17 protein-coding genes are annotated in these 18,093 nt (G+C 63.5%); all 17 read right to left on the reverse strand.

Annotated features, from left to right (window positions below; genetic code table 11):
• Positions 1-8 precede the first annotated feature (8 nt).
• Complete coding sequence (gene trbL / locus DACI_RS13515) at positions 9-1,361, reverse strand: P-type conjugative transfer protein TrbL (protein WP_012204559.1); 1,353 nt, start codon at positions 1,359-1,361, stop codon at positions 9-11.
• Positions 1,358-1,684, reverse strand: a complete 327-nt coding sequence (locus DACI_RS13520; RefSeq protein ID WP_012204560.1) for a hypothetical protein — start codon at positions 1,682-1,684, stop codon at positions 1,358-1,360. Before DACI_RS13520 ends, trbL begins: the two co-directional genes overlap by 4 nt.
• Before the next feature lie 11 nt (positions 1,685-1,695).
• The gene (gene trbJ, locus DACI_RS13525) at positions 1,696-2,451 is read right to left on the reverse strand and encodes a P-type conjugative transfer protein TrbJ (RefSeq protein WP_012204561.1); all 756 of its coding nucleotides are present in this window, start codon (positions 2,449-2,451) and stop codon (positions 1,696-1,698) included.
• Positions 2,448-4,919: a conjugal transfer protein TrbE gene (gene trbE / locus DACI_RS13530; protein ID WP_012204562.1), complete on the reverse strand. Its 2,472-nt coding sequence runs from the start codon at positions 4,917-4,919 to the stop codon at positions 2,448-2,450. The genes trbJ and trbE overlap by 4 nt, the downstream gene beginning before the upstream one ends.
• Before the next feature lie 14 nt (positions 4,920-4,933).
• The gene (locus tag DACI_RS13535; protein ID WP_003056130.1) at positions 4,934-5,206 is read right to left on the reverse strand and encodes a VirB3 family type IV secretion system protein; all 273 of its coding nucleotides are present in this window, start codon (positions 5,204-5,206) and stop codon (positions 4,934-4,936) included.
• The gene (locus DACI_RS13540; protein WP_012204563.1) at positions 5,203-5,580 is read right to left on the reverse strand and encodes a TrbC/VirB2 family protein; all 378 of its coding nucleotides are present in this window, start codon (positions 5,578-5,580) and stop codon (positions 5,203-5,205) included. The genes DACI_RS13535 and DACI_RS13540 overlap by 4 nt, the downstream gene beginning before the upstream one ends.
• Entirely contained in the window at positions 5,577-6,611 is a 1,035-nt protein-coding gene (gene trbB, locus DACI_RS13545) for a P-type conjugative transfer ATPase TrbB (RefSeq protein WP_012204564.1), read from the reverse strand. The genes DACI_RS13540 and trbB overlap by 4 nt, the downstream gene beginning before the upstream one ends.
• Entirely contained in the window at positions 6,608-7,072 is a 465-nt protein-coding gene (locus DACI_RS13550; RefSeq protein WP_012204565.1) for a ribbon-helix-helix protein, CopG family, read from the reverse strand. The genes trbB and DACI_RS13550 overlap by 4 nt, the downstream gene beginning before the upstream one ends.
• On the reverse strand, positions 7,069-9,078 hold the full coding sequence (locus tag DACI_RS13555) for a conjugal transfer protein TraG (protein ID WP_012204566.1): 2,010 nt from the start codon (positions 9,076-9,078) through the stop codon (positions 7,069-7,071). Before DACI_RS13555 ends, DACI_RS13550 begins: the two co-directional genes overlap by 4 nt.
• Positions 9,079-9,294: 216 nt before the next feature.
• Complete coding sequence (locus DACI_RS31215; protein WP_003056142.1) at positions 9,295-9,522, reverse strand: EexN family lipoprotein; 228 nt, start codon at positions 9,520-9,522, stop codon at positions 9,295-9,297.
• Between the two features lie 25 nt (positions 9,523-9,547).
• Positions 9,548-10,462, reverse strand: a complete 915-nt coding sequence (locus DACI_RS13560) for a LysR family transcriptional regulator (RefSeq protein WP_012204568.1) — start codon at positions 10,460-10,462, stop codon at positions 9,548-9,550.
• A gap of 42 nt (positions 10,463-10,504) precedes the next feature.
• Complete coding sequence (locus tag DACI_RS31220) at positions 10,505-10,927, reverse strand: diacylglycerol kinase (protein WP_012204569.1); 423 nt, start codon at positions 10,925-10,927, stop codon at positions 10,505-10,507.
• A gap of 11 nt (positions 10,928-10,938) precedes the next feature.
• The gene (locus DACI_RS13565; RefSeq protein WP_012204570.1) at positions 10,939-12,612 is read right to left on the reverse strand and encodes a phosphoethanolamine transferase; all 1,674 of its coding nucleotides are present in this window, start codon (positions 12,610-12,612) and stop codon (positions 10,939-10,941) included.
• On the reverse strand, positions 12,609-13,397 hold the full coding sequence (locus tag DACI_RS31225) for a phosphatase PAP2 family protein (protein WP_061872682.1): 789 nt from the start codon (positions 13,395-13,397) through the stop codon (positions 12,609-12,611). Before DACI_RS31225 ends, DACI_RS13565 begins: the two co-directional genes overlap by 4 nt.
• Positions 13,378-14,676: a TolC family protein gene (locus DACI_RS13570; protein WP_225971084.1), complete on the reverse strand. Its 1,299-nt coding sequence runs from the start codon at positions 14,674-14,676 to the stop codon at positions 13,378-13,380. Before DACI_RS13570 ends, DACI_RS31225 begins: the two co-directional genes overlap by 20 nt.
• Positions 14,673-14,993 carry a DUF3240 family protein gene (locus DACI_RS13575; protein ID WP_003056157.1) on the reverse strand — a complete coding sequence of 107 codons (321 nt, stop codon included), beginning with the start codon at positions 14,991-14,993 and terminating at the stop codon, positions 14,673-14,675. The genes DACI_RS13570 and DACI_RS13575 overlap by 4 nt, the downstream gene beginning before the upstream one ends.
• Positions 14,990-18,085: an efflux RND transporter permease subunit gene (locus DACI_RS13580; protein ID WP_012204573.1), complete on the reverse strand. Its 3,096-nt coding sequence runs from the start codon at positions 18,083-18,085 to the stop codon at positions 14,990-14,992. The genes DACI_RS13575 and DACI_RS13580 overlap by 4 nt, the downstream gene beginning before the upstream one ends.
• Positions 18,086-18,093: the final 8 nt, after the last annotated feature.

Here is an 18,093-nt window from a genome sequence, read left to right on the forward strand (position 1 = left end):
CTTGAAGATCAGGAATCGGAATCGCGCAGGCTCGGGCCTTGGCTGGAGCTGCCGCAATCGCCGCCGCGCAGCGTGTGGGCGGCGGTCGTCGCGGCATGGGTGAGCTGCTGCCTGCGATGCAGGCGCTTGGCCCAGGCGGGTTGCGCGGTGGATGGGGTTGGCTCGTTTGCAGCCTGTGCGGCACCGCCCCCTGACGCCGATCCGGCGTCATCGGGCCGGAAGGCGGCGGCGACACGCTCCTTCATCGAGCGCGCGCCCTCAGCCACCTTCTGCCCGGTCGCCTGCGCGCCGGTCTTGGCGACATTGCCGACACCAGCGGCAGCGCCCTTGAGGCCGCCGCCGGCGGATGCAGAACCCGCCTGAAACGCCGACCGCGCGCTGCTGGCGGCCCCAGTGGCGGCACGCGCTCCGCTACCGGCCAGCTTGGCGGCTGCGGGCGCCATGCGCGCCCCGGCGGCGACTGCGCCGCCGACGCCCGTAGCCGCAGCGCCCACGGCAACAGCAGCGCCGGCCGCGCCCAGCGCCGCACCGGCCATCGCACCTGCGCCGAGCTGCGGGCCGCCGGACACCAGCCCGGTTGCAATGCCCGGCCCGAAGATGCCCAAGGCCAGCAGCGTCAGCGAGGCCAGCATCACGACCACGGAGTGGTCGATGGATGGTTCGGCGGGCTGTACCTGAAACTCGGCGAACAGGCCCGAGCCGATGCCCACGATCACCGCCAGCACCAGCACCTTGATGCCGGACGACACCACGTTGCCCAGCACCTTCTCGGCGAGAAATGCGGTCTTGTTCCAGAGCGCGAACGGCACCAGCACGAAGCCGGCAAGCGTGGTCAGCTTGAACTCGATCAGCGTGATGAAAAGCTGGATCGCCAGCACGAAGAAGCACAGCAGGACGATCAGCCAAGCGAGGAACATCACGACGATGGGCGTGATGTTCACGAAGACTTCGGGGAAGCCCGCCATGTCGCCGATCTGTTTCAGGATCGGCGCACCGGCGTCGATGCCGACCTTCGCCAGCCGGCCCGGTTGCAGGAAGTTCTCCATGCTCAGGGTCGAGCCGCTGGCCGTCAGGCCCAGCCCGGCGAAGGAGCGGAACACGATGCCAGCCAACCAGTTGAAGTTGCCGATGATGTAGGCGAAGGCGCCGACGTACAGCACCTTGCGGATCAGCTTGGCGATCACGTCCTCGCCCTGGCCGGTGGCATGGCTCATCGCCCAGAACAGCCCGGCGAGCGTCATGTCGATGACGATCAGCGTGGCGGTCAGAAACGCCACTTCGCCGTGCAACAGGCCAAAGCCCGAGTCGATGTAGCGCGAGAAGGTGTCGAGGAAGCGGTCGATGACCGTCACGTCGTTCATGGCGAGTCCTCCTGCCCAGGCAGAGCGATTGCCGCGCTGCCATCGGCGGGTTCATCGAAGCTGGGCGGGATCGGCGGCAGGTCGGCCAGCGTCTGGTACTCATTCGGCCCGGCCTGGCCGGAGAGAAAGCGCCGCAGGTCGGCCTGGGCCACCTGCGCGCAAAGCGCGCCGTCGTGCTCGCCCGCGCGGCACTGCGCGCGCAGCGCGTGCAGCCGGGCCGGTTCGCTGGTGAGCGCATTCACCGGCACCTGCTGCGGCCGGTCACAGCCGGCCAGCACAAGCGCATGGACGGCGAAAGCGAACACGATGGGCGTGCGTTGCATGGCAGCCTCCATCAGCGGTTGTAGAAATTGACGGGCTGCGGCGTGTACGGCGTGCCTTCGCCCAGGAAGCGGCGCGTCACCTCGCGCCCGCGCTCCGTGGCCGCCGCTTGCCGCGCTAGCTCCAGCGAGGCCGCGCGGTCTTGCGTGATCTGAAGCCGCTGCGTCTGGATCGACTGCTTGGCCTGCAAGGCCAGCAACTGGTTCATGGCCTGCATCGCTTGCAACGCACCCTCGGCCGACTGGCTCTTGCCCACGAGGTCGGCCAGCACGCTTTCGTCGTCGCTCAGGTTCTGCGACGCCTGTGCCTGCATCTGCATGGTGGTTTGCAGGCCGTTGAGCGTGTTCTTCCAACGCTCCTGCGCATCGAGGTATATCTGATTGCCGCTCACAGTGGCGGCGTACTTCTCGGGATACAGGCGCGCGAACTCCCGGTCGATGCTCGTCACGTCATAGGCCAGGCCCTTGGCCTGCGCGATCAGCCGCTGGGTGGTCGCCAGATTGGCGCGCAATTGGCCGACCACGCTGGACGGCAGGCTGGCCAGATTGCGCGCCTGGTTGATGAGCATCTGCGCTTCGTTCTGGAGCTGGCGGATCTGGTTGTTGATCTGCTCCAGCGTGCGAACCGCCGTGAGCGTGTTCTGCACAAGATTGGTCGGGTCGAGCACGATGTCGCCGACGCCGAACAAGGCGTGCGCGGGTTGCGCGATGCCGAAGGCGAGCACACAAGCAGCGGTCAGCGCGGCGAGTTTGGAGGCATGGGTTTTCATGGCAGGTTCTCCTGGGGGTGGTCAGCGGTACGGAGGGAATCCGGCGTGAGGCCGGGGAACGAGGGCAGCAGGTCTGCCGCCCAATCGAGGCCGCGATGGCGCAGCCAGGCGCCCGCGAAGCCGGGCACGCCGGCGTCCTGCGGCACGCGGCCAAGAACTTCATCAATGGCGCGCTGGTCTTGTGGCGTGGAAGCGCCCGCGAAGGCCAGCGTCGCCGGCCCCAGGTCGAGGTCGAACACGCGGTTGCCGAGGCGGGATTGGTAGTAGTAGTCGCGCTTGGGTTGCGCAGTGGCGACGATCTCGATCTGCCGGCTGTTGAGGCCGAAGCCCTCGTAGATCGTGCGAATCTGCGGTTCGGTCGCTTGCGGGTTCGGCAAGAAAATCCGGCTCGCGCAGCTTTCGATGATGGCCGGCGCGATGGCCGAATCCTTCACGTCCGCGAGCGACTGCGTGGCGAAGATGACACTGACGTTCTTCTTGCGCAGCGTCTTGAGCCACTGGCGGATGCGCGCCGCAAACACCGGGTCATCGAGGAACAGCCAGGCTTCATCGAGGATCAGCAGCGTGGGCGCACCATCCAGCCGCTCCTCGAAGCGCGCGAACAGGTAGCGCAGCACCGCGAGCACAGCAGCCTTGCTGTGCATCAGCTCCTCCATCTCGAACGCCTGCACGTCGGATGTGCCGAGGCGGTCGTGGTCGGCATCCAGCAGCCTGCCGTGCGCGCCGCCCAGGACGTAGGGCGCGAGTGCCTGGCGCAAGGTGTTCGATTGCAGCAAGGCCGTCAGGCCCGTGAGCGTGCGCTGCTCCACCGGCGCGCTGGCCAGGCTCCCCAGCGCAGACCAGATGGCCGCCTTCTCGTCCGGGCCGACGGCCGCGCCTTCGTGCAGCAGGCGGCCTTCCACCCATTCGCTGGCCCAGGTGCGGTAGCCCTCTCGGTCGATGCGCGCCAGCGGCTGGAAGGCGATCTCGTCGTCCGCGCCCAGGTCGTAGTGCTCGCCGCCCATGCCCAGGATGGCCGCGCGGATCGAGCGCCCCATGTCGAAGGCGAAGATGCGCGAGCCGCGATAGCGGCGGAACTGCATCGCCATCGTCGCCAGCAGCACCGACTTGCCCATGCCGATGGGGCCAACCACCAGCGTGTTGCCCACGTCGCCGATGTGCGTCACCAGCCGGAACGGCGTGGCGCCGTCTGTGCGCGTGACGATCAGCGGCGGCCCATCGAGATGCGCATTGCGTTCCTGGCCGGCCCATACCGCCGACACCGGCATCATGTGCGCCAGGTTCAGCGTCGAGACGATGGGCTGGCGGACATTGGCGTATGCGTTGCCCGGAATGGACGACAGCCACGCATCCACGGCGTTGAGCGTTTCGGGGATGGTGACGAAGCCGCGCCCCTGGATGACGCGCTCCACCATGCGCAGCTTCTCGTCGGCAACGGCGGCGTCCGCGTCCATGACGGTGACGGTCGCCGTCAGGTAGCCGAAGGCGACCTGATCGCTGCCCAGCTCCTGCAAGGCAGCATCGGCGTCGGCGGCCTTGTTGTTGGCGTCGGTATCGACCAGCGGGCTTTCCTGCTGGAAGATCGTCTCGCGCAGCAACGCGATGACGTTCTTCCTTTTCGCAAACCACTGGCGGCGCAGTCGGGCGAGTTCTTTTTCCGCCTCGGCTTTGTCGAGGCACAGAAAGCGCGTACTCCAGCGATACGCGAAGCCCAGGCGGTTGAGGTCGTCCAGAATCCCCGGCCAGGTCGAGGTCGGGAAACCGCGCACCGACACCACGCGCAGGTGCTGGTCGCCCAGCATCGGCGCCAGGCCACCGACCAGCGCGGAATCGGTCAGCAGCGCGTCGATGTGGAACGGCACTTCGGGAACGCCGACGCGGTAGCGGCGCGTCGAGACGGTCGAATGCAGGTAGGTCAACGTCTGGCTGTCATCAAGCCAGGCGATCTCCGGCATCACGCCATCGAGCAGGTCGAAGATGCGATCCGTTTCAGCGACGAAGGCGTGCAGCCGCTCGCGCCAATCCACGCCTTCGGTGGGCCGGTTTTCGTACAGCAGGCCCGCGGCCCGAGCACGGGATTCCTCGGACGGCAGGTAGGCCAGCGTCAGGTGATAGCCGCTCTCGAAGTGGTTGCCCGAATCCTCGAAGGCGGCGCGGCGTTCTTCATCGACCAGCCAGGACAGCGGTTCGGGGAAATCGGAGTGCGGGTAGTCGGCGGCAGACCGGCGCTCGGCTTCGATGAACAGCGCCCAGCCCGAACCCAGGCGGCGCAGCGCGTTGTTCAAGCGCGCCGATGTGGCGATCAGCTCGCCTTGCGTCGCGCTGTCGAGGTCGGGGCCACGAAAGCGCGCCGTGCGCTGGAAACTGCCGTCCTTGTTCAAGACGACGCCCGGTGCCACCAGTCCGGCCCAGGGCAGCCAGTCGGCGAGCAAGGCCGGTCGCTGGCGGTATTCGGCGAGGTTCAGCATCGCGGCGTCCTCCCCTACACGTCCAGCAGCGGGCGGTGCTTGATGTGCCGCGCGAACACGGCCATGAACTGCGGATCGACGCGCGCGCCCCGCATCGCCAGCGAATGGCCGACGATCCAGAGCACGACACCGGGAATCCACAGTTGCAGGCCCAGCCCGACAGCGGCGGCCAAGGTGCCGTTGGCGATCGCCACGGTGCGCGGTGCGCCGCCCAGCAGGATCGGCTCGGTGAGCGAGCGATGCAGCGGCACCTCGAACCCGGCCGCGAAGGTGTCCGGGGCACTCATACGACGGCCCCGCCCGAGAAGCTGAAGAACGACAGGAAGAACGAGGACGCGGCGAAGGCGATGCTCAAGCCGAACACGATCTGGATCAGCTTGCGAAAGCCGCCCGACGTGTCACCGAACGCGAGCGCGAGGCCCGTGGCGATGATGATGATGACCGCGACGATGCGCGCCACCGGCCCCTGGATGGATTCGAGGATGGATTGCAGCGGGCCTTCCCAGGGCATCGAGGAGCCGGCGGCCTGCGCAGTGCCCGCAAGCAGCAGCATGAAGGCAGCGAGCATCAAGCCTTGCATGGCCGGGCGAGCCAGGCCATCCAGCCGTGCGGGCCGAGGAAGCGGATTTGCGGAAATACGGAAAGCATCAACGTGCGTCATGGCAGTTCTCCAGAGTGGTCAGGGGACAGGGAGGAAAAGTCGGACTGCGGCAGCAGCTCCGGGAATGGAGCCTCCAGCGCATCCGCCAGGTGGTAGCCCACGCCATCGAAGCCGACGACGCGGGCGATGCTCTCGATGCGGCGCTTGCGCCCGCGCCCGGCGATGTGGATGACCACGTTGACCGCTTCCGCGATCAGCGCACGGGGCGGGTTCACCGCCACTTCGAGAATCAGTTGCTCTAGGCGCAGCAGCGCGCCCAGCGCGGAACCAGCGTGGATCGTGGCGATGCCGCCCGGATGGCCCGTGCCCCACACCTTGATGAGATCCAGCGCCTCGGCGCCGCGCACCTCGCCGACGACCACGCGATCCGGCCGCAAGCGCATGGACGAGCGCACAAGCTCGGTCATCGACACCACGCCTGCGCGGGTGCGCAGCGGAACGTGGTCGCGGGCCGCGCATTGCAGTTCCACCGTGTCTTCGAGCACCAGCACGCGGTCGCCCGTGGCGGCGATCTCGGCCAGCAGCGCATTGGCGAGCGTGGTCTTGCCGCTGCTGGTGGCGCCGGCGATCAGGACGTTCTGCCGCTCGCGCACGGCACGAACGAGAAAGCCCGCCTGCGCGCTGGTCATCATCCCGTCGATGACGTACCGCTCCAGCGGAATCACACCGATGGCGCGCTTCCGCAGCGCGAAGGCCGGCCCTGGCGCGGCGGGCGGCAAGATACCCTCGAAGCGTTCGCCGGTTTCGGGCAGTTCGGCGGACAGTAGCGGCTGGCCGCGATGGACTTCTGCGCCAACGTGGGCGGCGACAAGGCGGATGATTCGCTCGCCGTCCGCCTCGGACAGCTCCACGCCCATCGGTGCGCGGCCCGATGAAAGCCGATCCACCCAAAGGGTGCGATCAGGATTGAGCATGACTTCCACCACGTCCGGGTCTTCGAGCGCGGCGGCGATCAGCGGCCCCATCGCCGTGCGCAGCATCTGAATGCGGCGGTCGAGCGAGGTGGCGAAGGACGAAGGCGCGGCGCTCATGAGGCACGCTCCTGCGCTTCGGCAACTGCCGCCGCGTCATCCATCCGCATCGGGTCGGGGTGCAGTTCCTCTACCACGTCGCGCACCAGGCTTCGACCGCGCAGCAGGTGGCGACCCAACTGTTCAACGAACTGCTCGAAGCGCGCTTTGCCCTGTGCGCGTGCCGCGTCTTGGTGCGCCTCGGGAACTGGCGTGCTGACCGTGAGGTAATAGCGGATGAACAGCGCCAGCGTTTCGATGGCGATGTTCTGGTCGCGCTCCATGCGCTCGGCCTGGCGCGAGAGGCGATCAAGCCGCTTGGCAATCGCTGCCTCGCGCTGGTCGGCAGCATCGGGCGACAGCCACGATGCGAGCGCCGCCGCGACGATGCTGGATTTCGATACGCCTTTCTTGGCGGCCAGCTCGTCCAGACGCTTGGCATGCTCCGGCTGGATGAACAGGTTGAGGCGGTAGTGGCTCATAGCTCGATTCCGTCGTTGGGGTCGAGGGAAGCCAGCCGGGCCGTGCGCTGCATGGCCGGGTCAAGCTGGCGAGGAAGGGGAAGCGGCAGGTCGTCATCGTCATCGAGCAACCCGAGGTCGGCTGCGGACGCGGCCAGCTCGGGGTCGTAGGCGACGGCTTCGGAAAGTTCGGGCTGACGGCGCGGTCCGCCGTCGTCGGCCGAACCCAAGTGCTCCAGGCCATCAGTAGGTGCAGTGGCCGGTGCGGCAGGCACGGCGGGAATCGCCAGCCCGCTCCAGTCGTCGGCTCGCGAGGGCGGAACGTCGGCATAGCGTCCGGCCGCAAGCACGGGCGGCGGCAGCACGCGCCGCTTGAAATTGGTGTCCGCGTAATAGCGCAGCTTTTTGGCCTTGATCGGCGCCACGCTGGACACCATCACCACGGCTTCATCCGGCGGTAACTGCATCACTTCGCCCGGCGTCAGCAGTGGGCGCGCGGTCTCCTGGCGCGACACCATCAGGTGGCCCAGCCACGGCGCGAGCCGGTGGCCTGCGTAGTTGCGCTGTGCGCGCAGCTCGGTTGCAGTGCCCAGCGTTTCGGAGATCCGCTTGGCCGTGCGTTCGTCGTTGGTGGCGAACGTCACGCGGACATGGCAGTTGTCCAGAATCGAATGGTTCTGCCCATACGCCTTGTCGATCTGATTGAGCGACTGCGCGATGAGAAAGCTGCGAATGCCATAGCCCGCCATGAAGGCCAGTGCCGTCTCGAAGAAGTCGAGCCGCCCGAGCGCCGGGAACTCGTCAAGCATCAGCAGCAGCTTGTGGCGGCGCTCGATGCCGTCGGAGCCATCGAGCGATTCCGTCAGCCGTCGCCCGATCTGATTGAGGATCAGGCGGATCAGCGGCTTCGTCCGCGAAATATCTGAAGGCGGCACCACAAGGTACAGCGATACCGGATGCTCGGCCGCGATCAGGTCGGCAATGCGCCAATCGCAACGCGACGTGACTTCGGCCACCGTAGGGTCGCGGTACAGGCCGAGGAACGACATGGCCGTGCTCAACACGCCGGAACGCTCGTTGTCCGACTTGTTGAGCACTTCGCGCGCCGCCGATGCGACGACCGGATGCGGGCCATAGCCGAGATGCGGCGTGGTCATCATCCGGTGCAGCGTCAGCTCGAATGGGCAAGCCGGATCGGAGAGGAAGTTGGCGACGCCGCGCAGCGTCTTGTCCTCGCCCGCATAGAGCACGTGCAGGATGGCGCCGACCAGCAGAGCATGGCTGGTCTTCTCCCAATGGTTGCGCCGCTCCAGCGCGCCTTCGGGATCGACCAGGATGTCCGCGATGTTCTGCACGTCGCGCACCTCATGGGCGCCGCGACGCACCTCCAGCAGCGGGTTGTAGGCCGCTGACTTCGCATCGGTCGGGTTGAACAGCAGGCAATGCGAGAAGCGCGAGCGCCAGCCTGCGGTGATCTGCCAGTTCTCGCCCTTGATGTCGTGGATGACGGCCGAGGCCGGCCAGGACAGCAGCGTCGGCACCACCAGGCCAACGCCTTTACCGCTGCGCGTGGGTGCGAAGGTCAGGACGTGTTCCGGCCCTTCATGCCGCAGGTACTGACGGTCGTGCTGGCCGAGGAACACGCCGGCCGGCTGCGTGAGTCCCGCCTTGCGAATGTCATCCGCGTTCGCCCAGCGCGCCGAGCCGTAGGTCGTGACCAGGCGCGATTGCCGCGAGCGCCAGATCGACATGCCGATGGCCACCAGCACGGCCACCAGGCCGCTGCCACCCGCAATGGCGCCGCCGATGTCAAAGACGCTGGGCGCGTAGGCATCGAAGAAGAACCACCACTCGAACAGCCGCCACGGGTGATAGACCGGCGTACCGAAGAAGTCGAACCAGGGCGAGCCAAGGCGTAGCTGATAGCCCAGGGCGGCGGCTGTCCATTGTGTGGCTGCCCACACGCCGGCGATCACGATGCCGAATACCACGGCGATCTGACCGAACAGCACGTTCGTCCCTTGCATGATCCCGCCTCCAATCACGGCACAACAACGTGCCGCGTGCATCAGGATCAAGGCGTGTGCATAGGTCGGTCAAAGACCGTTATGGCGGGGATTTAGGCCGAAAAAGCCTGATTTCTTGCAGGAGCGAAGGCAATAAAAACGCCGCAGACGGGAGCGCGTTGCGGCGTAGTGAGGTGTCAGCGAGAACTTTGTCGCTGCGAAGCGACTACAACAGAGCTATTTGGACTTCTGCTCAGGTCGGTCACCGAAGAAACGCCGATTGGCGGCTTCGGCAGCACGGCGGCAAAGTTCATCACCGACTTTTGTGCGATCTTCCTTGCATTGCCGTTGAATCTCCTTGATGCGCTCGGGATGCGCCGCGAGGAAATCCACGGTTTCCGAAGGTTGAGACGAGCCACATGCGGTCAGTGCGACGGTCAGCATCAGTAGCATCACTCTGTTCATGATTCCAGTCCTTTCGTCGGATGGTTCAGGCATCGTCGGCAGCGTCGATACCGTCTGCCGAATCAATGAAGGCCACACGCTCGATGAACCGAGCCAGCATCTCGGACGGCTCCGCATCGCGGCGTAGCAGATAGGTCGTAAGCATGTATGGCTTGCCTGCCAAGCGGCGGGCCACGACACCCGGCTCGCGGCTGGAGGCGATATGCGCCTCGCCCGCTAGGCCCAAAGCCAGGCCAGCGGAAACCAGCGTCATCATCACGTCGAAGGTTGCCACGCGCTGCGCAATCAGCGGCTCCTGATCGAGCTTGCGCAGAAAACGATCGATCTGCCGCGCGTGGCCTTCGCAGACCGCCGGGTCGCCCAGTGCCAACGGATAGCGCAGCACTTCTTTCAGCGGAACCTGTTTGAAGGCGAGCACGGGATGGCGGGCTGGCACCGCTACCATCAGTTCATCTTCCCAAGCAGGTGTGACCAAGATACCATCGCCTCCATCCTCTGCCATCGAAAAACCTACGTCATACAGATCTTCATGCAAACCCTTGATCTGCAGCCCGAGCGGCACCTCAAACAGACGCATCTCAACTTCAGGGTCCTCTTCACGGCATCGCGCCAGCAAAGTTGACAATCGTGTGGGTGTTACACCATCAGACAAGGCAATGCGTAACTGGCCTAAAAATCCGTTGGTGGCCGACTTGACGCCATCACGGGCCTGATCCAATGCGGTAAAAATGCGCGGGACATGCTCCAAAAGCTGTCGCCCGGCACGGGTTAGTTGAGTGCTTCGGGTAGTACGAATGAATAAACGAGCACCAAGTTCCTCTTCTAATTCTTTGATAGTGCGTGAAAGTGGAGATTGGTCGATATGTAGTCGTTCAGCGGCGCGAGCGAAATGAAGTTCCTCCGCAACGATGAGAAAGCAGCGAAGATGTCGAAGCTCCATTGTGCTCACTCCACTTTAATTCGTCTAATTTCATTTGCGCGGCTAATTAATCAGCCTTTGCCAGAGTGCTGACAGCCAAACCCCCCCGGTCAGCAAAGTGGCTAACAGCACGGCAGCGCTTCCCATGTCCTTTGCACGCTTTGATAGCTCATGCCATTGAGGGCCAATACGATCAATCGCCGATTCCACAGCAGTATTGAGTAGCTCCACAATCATCAAAATAAGGATACTTCCTGAGAGAAGAGCGACTTCGACCCATCCCTGCCCCAACCAGAAGGCCAATGGGACCAACACAAAGGAAAATACTGACTCAAGTCTAAAGGCCGGCTCATTCCATCCAGCGCGCAATCCCTGAATTGAGTAATGGGACGCATGCCAAATTCTCAATATTCCTCGGCGAGATTTTTGTTTATTTTCGAATGCGGACATGGAATCAGCTGCGATTGTGTGTTTTTTATCTTTCATGAGAACAACTCTTATATATTCTTATCATCACAGCCAAAGAAAAAATCGAAATTCCTATCGTACTCACTTGTTTTAACCTGCATTAGCCCCAAGACAGACGAAAACAATGCGTCGTGATCCGCATAAGAGCGGGCTCGCTCACTCAAACAGCCAATATTCAGCCCGCGACTTTGCGTAAACGTTGAAGAGAACCACATAACCAAAGGAACACGAGTCTGCTCTTGTGGAGCAATCGCATAAGGCATGCCGTGCAGAAAAAGACCCTTCTCGCCCAGGGATTCGCCGTGATCCGAGACGAATATCATAGCTGTGTCGTAGTCGGAAAGCCCCTGCAATTGTTTGATGGCTCGGCTTAGGAAATGATCTGTGTAGAGAATAGCGTTGTCGTAGCTATTCACGATCTGTTCGCGGGTGCATTTCCCCATTTCCGGTGTGTCGCATGTTGGGATGAATTTGCGATACGCTGCTGGGTATCGTTGAAAGTAGCTGGGGCCATGATTTCCAATCTGGTGCAAAAAAATCACACGATCACCGGGAATTTTGCGAGCCTGAGCTGGTAAGTCTTCAAGCAAAATCTCATCGAAACACCGACCATCAACGCATAAAGAGGGACTTTGTGCGTTCCCTAGACGTTGATTTTCGAGACCATCGCACACCCCTTTGCAACCTGACTGGTTATCCCTCCATAAGGTGGTAATACCAGCACGCTCCAGAACATGCAGTAAGGATTGGTGTGAACGAATCTTGTCCTCATCGTAGTTTCGGCGACCAAAGGACGAGAACATGCAAGGCACAGAAACCTCGGTGTTAGTTCCACAGGAGTGCATGTCGGAGAAATTGATCACACCTATCTGAGCCAATTGAGGCGTTGTTTCGCGTGCATAGCCGTTCAATCCCCAGTTTTGGGCGCGAGCCGTCTCGCCTACGACAAAGACTAATAAACGTGGCCGACTGCCTTCGGGCCTGACTGTTGCAACGGCATCAGCTCCAATGGTTTTCTTTTCGGCGGACTGCGTGATAGAGGAACCTTTTAGTGCCTTCGGTAAGCCCACCAGATAGTTTCCCGGTGTAATCAAGTATCGAACTTCGCGATGATTTCTCATCAGTGCGGACATGTCCTGAAATGACAGCATGACACCGACCGAAATCATCAGTGCCGAAAACAGCATTAATCCCATACGCCACACGGTTGCTTTCAGCCAAGTACGCCCGACCAATCGGATTCGCCAAAGCAAAATAATCGGCACTACTGCCAGTTGGCTTAGTGGAGCAATCAATGCAGGCGTCAGTAGCTCGCGACTTTCCTTGAAGTCTGTGGCTAGAACATTGCGCAACATGCTCGAATCGAGGTAGATATGAAAGCTGCGCATGTAGTGTGTTGCGAGGGCAGAGGCAACAAACAGCACCGCAAGTAAAACCCTGGCATTCCAGCGCCATACAACCAAACTCAACAGCAGACTGTGAATTCCCACCAGAAACAGCAGTACGGATGTGCCCATGCGTAGACTGGACTGGACGCCTAAGGCGCTACTCCAAAATAGACCATTGCAGGCCAGTGCAAAGAAAATACTGGTCATCAAGATCAGCCACTCGACGCTGCATTGTGGTCGCCAATGGCTTAGGTTCTTGAGGTTTGCAGTTCTGAATCGCGGCACCAGACCGAGAGCCTGTTTGAAAGTTCTCATGCTTGGAACCCCGATGAATGGACATCGCCTGAGCCACCAACAAACCAGCGTTGCCAGACCATGAAAAGACCCAAGGCAACGACCCAACAAATCAGGAGTGTCCACAAGTCATGAGAAAGGAAATGGGCTCCGCGCACCTGCTGGGTCCATCCAAAGATGGCACCTATCATCAAACCTGCGGCCAAGGCCATCCAACGCCAGGCAGGACGAACCATCAAGGTAAAGAAATAGAGGCTGACCCATGCATATCCGGCACTTGCATGCCCTGCGGGAAAGCACACACCGCGCGGCATACCGGGCGGGCGTGTTTCAAACAGGCCCACAAACACTCGCGCTCCGCCATAGCGCACCAAGTTCCAGGGGCAATCCATGTTAGTGAACGATTTCAGCGCCGAAACCGTCAGTGCCGCGATCACGTACGCACAAAAAAGATACAGTAGCGGCCAGCGTAGGTGTGCTGTGCAATTGTTGCTACGTTTTTTTCTCCAAGCCCAGATGCACGTTGCTGCAACCACAATTGCCAGCAAGGTGGAAAGATTCTTCCCACCCCGATGCAGCAGGTTGTTGGTTAGCCAGGCATCCCGCAAAGCCCATCGGCTGCCCTGCAAGCGATAGAGATGATCGGCGACCCAGAAGTCCCCACCGCCATCCATCAATAGACTGCTGATGATCAGCGCCGCACCCGCTGGTAGCGCTAAATGAGTGATTAAGAATCGAGGTGCGAATAGTGCGTTGGATAGTGGGGCGTTGCCCAGTAGTCGGAATTCATTGGGGGGCATCGGCATGTGCCTCCTTCGAATGCCACAGCGCATGCGCATCGATACGCACCAGTGCCGATGCTTGCAGCGCATCGACGCGAACCTGTGCCTCGGCTAGTCGTGTCTGGCGCAGGTTGCGCAGCGTCAAAAGGTATTCGGCCAAGGGGGCCTCTCCCAATTCCCAAGCCCGCCGCGTGCGGTTGCTGGCCGTGGTCTGCGCGGCCAGCGCCTGCGTGAATGATTGCCACTGCGTGCGCTTACTATCCGCTGCTTGCACGGCGACCCACGCACCTTGCTCCACCGCGCGCCGCACGCCGAGCGCCTCGGCCTCTGCGGCCGCCGCGTTGGCGCTTTCCGTGGCGGCCATTGCACTGCGATAGTCCGTGCCAAATGGCACCGTCAAGACAACGCCAATGACACGTTCCGCCCCGCCGCGTTCAGACATCATGCGTACCCCGACGGTGGGGTCGGGCGTGCGGTTGGCGCGAGCGCGCTCGGCCACCTTGGCAAGGCGAGCCGCCTCTCCATCGGCAATGCCGATTTCGACGCTTTGTCGCACAATTCGCGCCAGCCACTCCTGTACCCCGCCCGGCAAGGGATCGGGATCTGGCAGGGTGGATGGCCGTGCGGGAATCTCAATGCCGGGGAACTCAATCACCAACGTCTGTCGTGCTTCCCGTTCTGCATCGCGCGCGGCGCTAACCTGGGCCGCAAGCAGTGCGCGTTCGGCTTGCAAAACGTCGCTGTCCCGCCGCGCGGCATCGCCCAGGGCCACGCGCCGGGCCATTGCTTCCTGCTCACGAATAAGCAACTTTTCCTGCGCTTGCATCTCGTCAGCCACGATGAAACTGCGCAGCCATCCGGCCCAGACTTCCAGCAGTCGCCTTGCCATCTGGTGCTCGGCATCTTCAAGGCGCATACCGGCCACGCCGCGGGTGCGGCTGCCGATCTCCCGATCCAGACGCGCCTTGTTTGGCAAGCGAACAGCACGGCTGAGCTGGATTTCCCATTCGTTGTAGCGATGCGCTTCGTTGGTCACGTTGCGACGTTGTAGGCCGCTACTGAGTTCAAACTCGTGGCTACCGGCTTCAAGGGCGCTTTGCGTGGCAGCAGCCGCGTCCAAGCGAGCGGCTGCGGCATTCACGACCGGCTGGGTTTTCATCGCTGCTTCGACTTGCACCTGCGCAGGTAGCCAGGAGAGATCATCGGCGCGCGCTTGCGCGGGATGAAATGTCAAAACCGCGATAGCCACCATGACGGCACCAGCCGGTAGTACCAGGCTGCATCCTTTGTTTTTACTCGTCATACCAGTCTTCCACTTGCCAACACCGACTCCACCCACCAGCGGACATCGCTAGACGCGATGCGCTGGCGCAGATGCGCCAGGACCTGTTCCAGTTGTTCGTATTCGATCAACACCCAGATGACGCGCCGATCCACACGGCCGCGAACCTTCTCGCGAATGGACGCGCGCGCGAAGTCGCCGGTATGCCCTTCGGCGTGCAACAGGGTGAACCCTGGCAGCACCGGGTCGGCCATCAGGGCATCGGTGACGGCGTCTTCGAGCGTGGGTGGAAACACCAGATTCAGGCGCACCAGTTGCGCTTCTTTCAATCCGTTCATGCGTGGACTCCTTGTTGTGAGGAGATGGCCTGGCCGAATCGCCGGTACAGCACCGGCAGCAGGACCAGGGTCAGCGCCGTGGAACTGACCAGTCCGCCAATCACCACGATGGCGAGTGGGCGCTGGATCTCAGAGCCAGGGCCACTGGCCAGCAGCAGGGGCACCAGGCCAAAGGCGGTGATGGAAGCCGTCATCAGCACGGGGCGCAGCCGTCGCAGCGAACCTTCGCGCACCACCTGTTCCATGGGCAGGCCTAGCGCGTGCAGGTGGTTGAAGTGCGTCACCAGCACCAATCCGTTGAGCACGGCGATGCCCAGCAGCGCGATGAAGCCGACCGAAGCAGGCACCGACAGGTACTGCCCCGACAGCCACAGCGCTGCCACGCCGCCGACCATGGCAAACGGCACGTTGCCGAGGATGAGCGCGGCCTGCCGCACCGAGCCGAAGGTCATGAACAGCACGAAGAAAATCAGCCCCAGGGCCACCGGCACCACCATGCCTAGGCGGGCCGCTGCACGTTGCTGGTTCTCAAACTGCCCGCCCCATTCGACGCGGTAGCCGGGCGGCAGCGGCACGTCGCGCGCCACGGCTTCGCGCGCTTCATCTACGAAGCCGACCAGATCGCGCCCGCTCACGCTGGACTGGATCAGCGCGAAGCGCGAACCGTTCTCGCGCCGCACCAGCACGGGGCCATCGGTGGTGGCGATGCGCGCCAGCGAGGCTAGGGGGATCTCGCCCTGATCGCCACGGGCGAGCTGCAAGTCCTTGAACCGCTCGGCCGATCCGCGCAGCCGGGCATCCCCGCGCACCACGATGGGCGTGCGCCTGTCCGGCTCGATCACCAGCCCGGCCGGCACGCCTTCGAGCTGCGCACGCAGCTCGTCCTGAACCTGCGTCACGGCCAGTCCGGCGCGACCGGCCGCCTGCGCATCCACCTTCACCTGCAGGTATTCCACGCTGTCGCTGGCCTGGGTGAGCACGTCGCGCACACCGGGCACTTTCTCGATGCGAGCGGCCATGCGCTGCGCCAGATCGCCCAGCGTTTGCAGATCAGGGCCGAACAGCTTGACGGCCACGTCGCCCCGGCTGCCGGTGAGCATTTCCGAGATGCGCATCTCGATGGGCTGGGTAAAGCCGAATTCCAGGCCGGGGAAGGCATCCATCACCTTGCGTATCTCGGCACTCAACGCGTCCTTGTCGGCTGCATGCCAATCCTTGCGCGGTGCGAGCTGCATGAACAGGTCGGTTTCGTTCAGGCCCATCGGGTCGAGCCCCAGCTCGTCCGAGCCCACCCGCCCGATGCTGTGCCGCACCTCGGGCACCGCCGCACCGATGGCCTTCTGCACCGCCAGGTCAATCTCCAGCGAGCGCTGCAACCCAATGGACGGCGGCTTTTGCAGTTGCAGCAGGATATCGCCCTCATCCATCGTCGGCATGAACGCCTTGCCCGTGCCGAGGTAGGCCACCACACCCAATGCCAGGGCCGCGATAGCGACCGCCGATGCGCGTAGCGGGTGGTGAAGCGCAGCCTCCAGCAGCGGTTGGTACAGGCGCGTGGCCCAGCGCATCACCCACGGCTCGGTGTGCGCGTGTTCCTTGAGGAGCAGCGAGGCCAGCACCGGCACCAGCGTGAGCGACAGCAGCAGCGAGACGCCCAGGGCGAACACGATGGTCAGCGCCACCGGCACAAACAGTTTGCCTTCCAACCCTTGCAGCGTGAGCAGGGGCATGAAGGTCAGACAGATGATGAGGATGCCCGAGGCCACAGGCATGGCGACCTCGCGCGCCGCGGCGAATATGCGGTGCAGGCGCGGCTGGTGCGCACTGGGCGCGTGCGGGTCGAGCCGACTGACGGCGTTTTCCACCACCACCACGGCAGCATCCACCAGCATGCCGATGGCGATTGCGAGCCCACCCAGGCTCATCAGGTTGGCGCTCATGCCGACAAGGCGCATCAGCAAGAAGGTACCCAGCGCCGCCAAAGGCACCATCACCGCCACCACCAGCGCGGCGCGAAGCTCGCCGAGGAACAGAAGCAGCAGGATGACGACCAGTACCGTCGCTTCCAGCAAGGCGCTTTCCACCGTGCCCACGGCGCGCTCGATCAGCGTGCTGCGGTCATAGAACGGCACCACCTTGACGCCGGGCGGCAGGCTGGGAGCCACCTCGTCCAGCCGGGCGCGAATGGCCTTCACGAGCGCCGAAGCATCGGCCCCGCGCAGCGCCACCACGATGCCTTCCACCGCTTCGCCCGCGCCGTCCCGGGTGACTGCGCCATAGCGAGTCACGCCTTCGATGCGCACCTGGGCCACGTCGCCCAGGCGAACTGGGGCCGTGCCATTGGCCCCCGCGCGCAGGATCAGACGGGATAAATCGTCCAAAGTGTGGATCGCGCCTTCGGCGCGCACGATCAGCGTGTCCTCGCCCGCATCCAGGCGGCCCGCGCCGTCGTTGCGGTTGTTGCGGCCGATCGCAGTGATGACGTCCGAGAAGCCGAGGCCCGCAGCGGAAAGCCGCGCGCGATCAGGCACCACGGCAAAGCTCTTGGCTTCGCCGCCCAGCACGTTGACATCGGCAACGCCGGGCAGCGTGCGCAGGGCCGGGCGCAGCGTCCAGTCCAGCAGGGCGCGCCGCTCGCTCAGCGTGAGGCTGCCGCCTTCGATGGTGAACATGAACACGTCTGACAGCGGCGTCGAAATCGGTGCCAGCCCGCCGCTGACGCCGTCGGGCAGACTGCCCGAAACACCGGCATAGCGTTCAGCCACCTGCTGACGCGCCCAGTAGATGTCGCTGCCTTCGGCGAAGTCCAGCGTGATGTCGGCGATGGCGTACTTGGCCGTGGAGCGCAGCATCACGCCCCGCGGCACGCCGAGCAACTCCATCTCCAGCGGCGTGATCACGCGCGACTCCACCTCCTCGGGCGTCATGCCAGGGGCCTTGATAATCAGCTTGACCTGCGTTGGGGAAATGTCCGGATAGGCGTCGATCGGCAGTTGCAGGAAGGCCGCCAGGCCCGCACCCGCCAAAGCCAGCACGCCAAGCAGTACCAGCGCACGTTGGCGCAGGGAAAATTCAATCAGACGGGACAACATGCGTGGTC

It is taken from the genome of Delftia acidovorans SPH-1, assembly GCF_000018665.1.
In the GTDB taxonomy this organism is placed as follows: Bacteria; Pseudomonadota; Gammaproteobacteria; order Burkholderiales; family Burkholderiaceae_C; genus Comamonas; species Comamonas acidovorans.

Bases quoted from the DNA above. Each gene is read 5' to 3' on its own strand.
- DACI_RS13570 (WP_225971084.1), bottom strand. From the start codon at position 14,676: ATGACGAGTAAAAACAAAGGATGCAGCCTGGTACTACCGGCTGGTGCC.
- DACI_RS13540 (WP_012204563.1), bottom strand. From the start codon at position 5,580: ATGACGCACGTTGATGCTTTCCGTATTTCCGCAAATCCGCTTCCTCGG.
- DACI_RS31215 (WP_003056142.1), bottom strand. From the start codon at position 9,522: ATGAACAGAGTGATGCTACTGATGCTGACCGTCGCACTGACCGCATGT.
- trbB (WP_012204564.1), bottom strand. From the start codon at position 6,611: ATGAGCGCCGCGCCTTCGTCCTTCGCCACCTCGCTCGACCGCCGCATT.
- DACI_RS13550 (WP_012204565.1), bottom strand. From the start codon at position 7,072: ATGAGCCACTACCGCCTCAACCTGTTCATCCAGCCGGAGCATGCCAAG.
- trbE (WP_012204562.1), bottom strand. From the start codon at position 4,919: ATGCTGAACCTCGCCGAATACCGCCAGCGACCGGCCTTGCTCGCCGAC.
- trbJ (WP_012204561.1), bottom strand. From the start codon at position 2,451: ATGAAAACCCATGCCTCCAAACTCGCCGCGCTGACCGCTGCTTGTGTG.
- DACI_RS13560 (WP_012204568.1), bottom strand. From the start codon at position 10,462: ATGGAGCTTCGACATCTTCGCTGCTTTCTCATCGTTGCGGAGGAACTT.
- DACI_RS31225 (WP_061872682.1), bottom strand. From the start codon at position 13,397: ATGCCGATGCCCCCCAATGAATTCCGACTACTGGGCAACGCCCCACTA.
- DACI_RS13535 (WP_003056130.1), bottom strand. From the start codon at position 5,206: ATGAGTGCCCCGGACACCTTCGCGGCCGGGTTCGAGGTGCCGCTGCAT.
- DACI_RS13575 (WP_003056157.1), bottom strand. From the start codon at position 14,993: ATGAACGGATTGAAAGAAGCGCAACTGGTGCGCCTGAATCTGGTGTTT.
- DACI_RS13555 (WP_012204566.1), bottom strand. From the start codon at position 9,078: ATGCAAGGGACGAACGTGCTGTTCGGTCAGATCGCCGTGGTATTCGGC.
- DACI_RS13580 (WP_012204573.1), bottom strand. From the start codon at position 18,085: ATGTTGTCCCGTCTGATTGAATTTTCCCTGCGCCAACGTGCGCTGGTA.
- DACI_RS31220 (WP_012204569.1), bottom strand. From the start codon at position 10,927: ATGAAAGATAAAAAACACACAATCGCAGCTGATTCCATGTCCGCATTC.
- DACI_RS13565 (WP_012204570.1), bottom strand. From the start codon at position 12,612: ATGAGAACTTTCAAACAGGCTCTCGGTCTGGTGCCGCGATTCAGAACT.
- trbL (WP_012204559.1), bottom strand. From the start codon at position 1,361: ATGAACGACGTGACGGTCATCGACCGCTTCCTCGACACCTTCTCGCGC.
- DACI_RS13520 (WP_012204560.1), bottom strand. From the start codon at position 1,684: ATGCAACGCACGCCCATCGTGTTCGCTTTCGCCGTCCATGCGCTTGTG.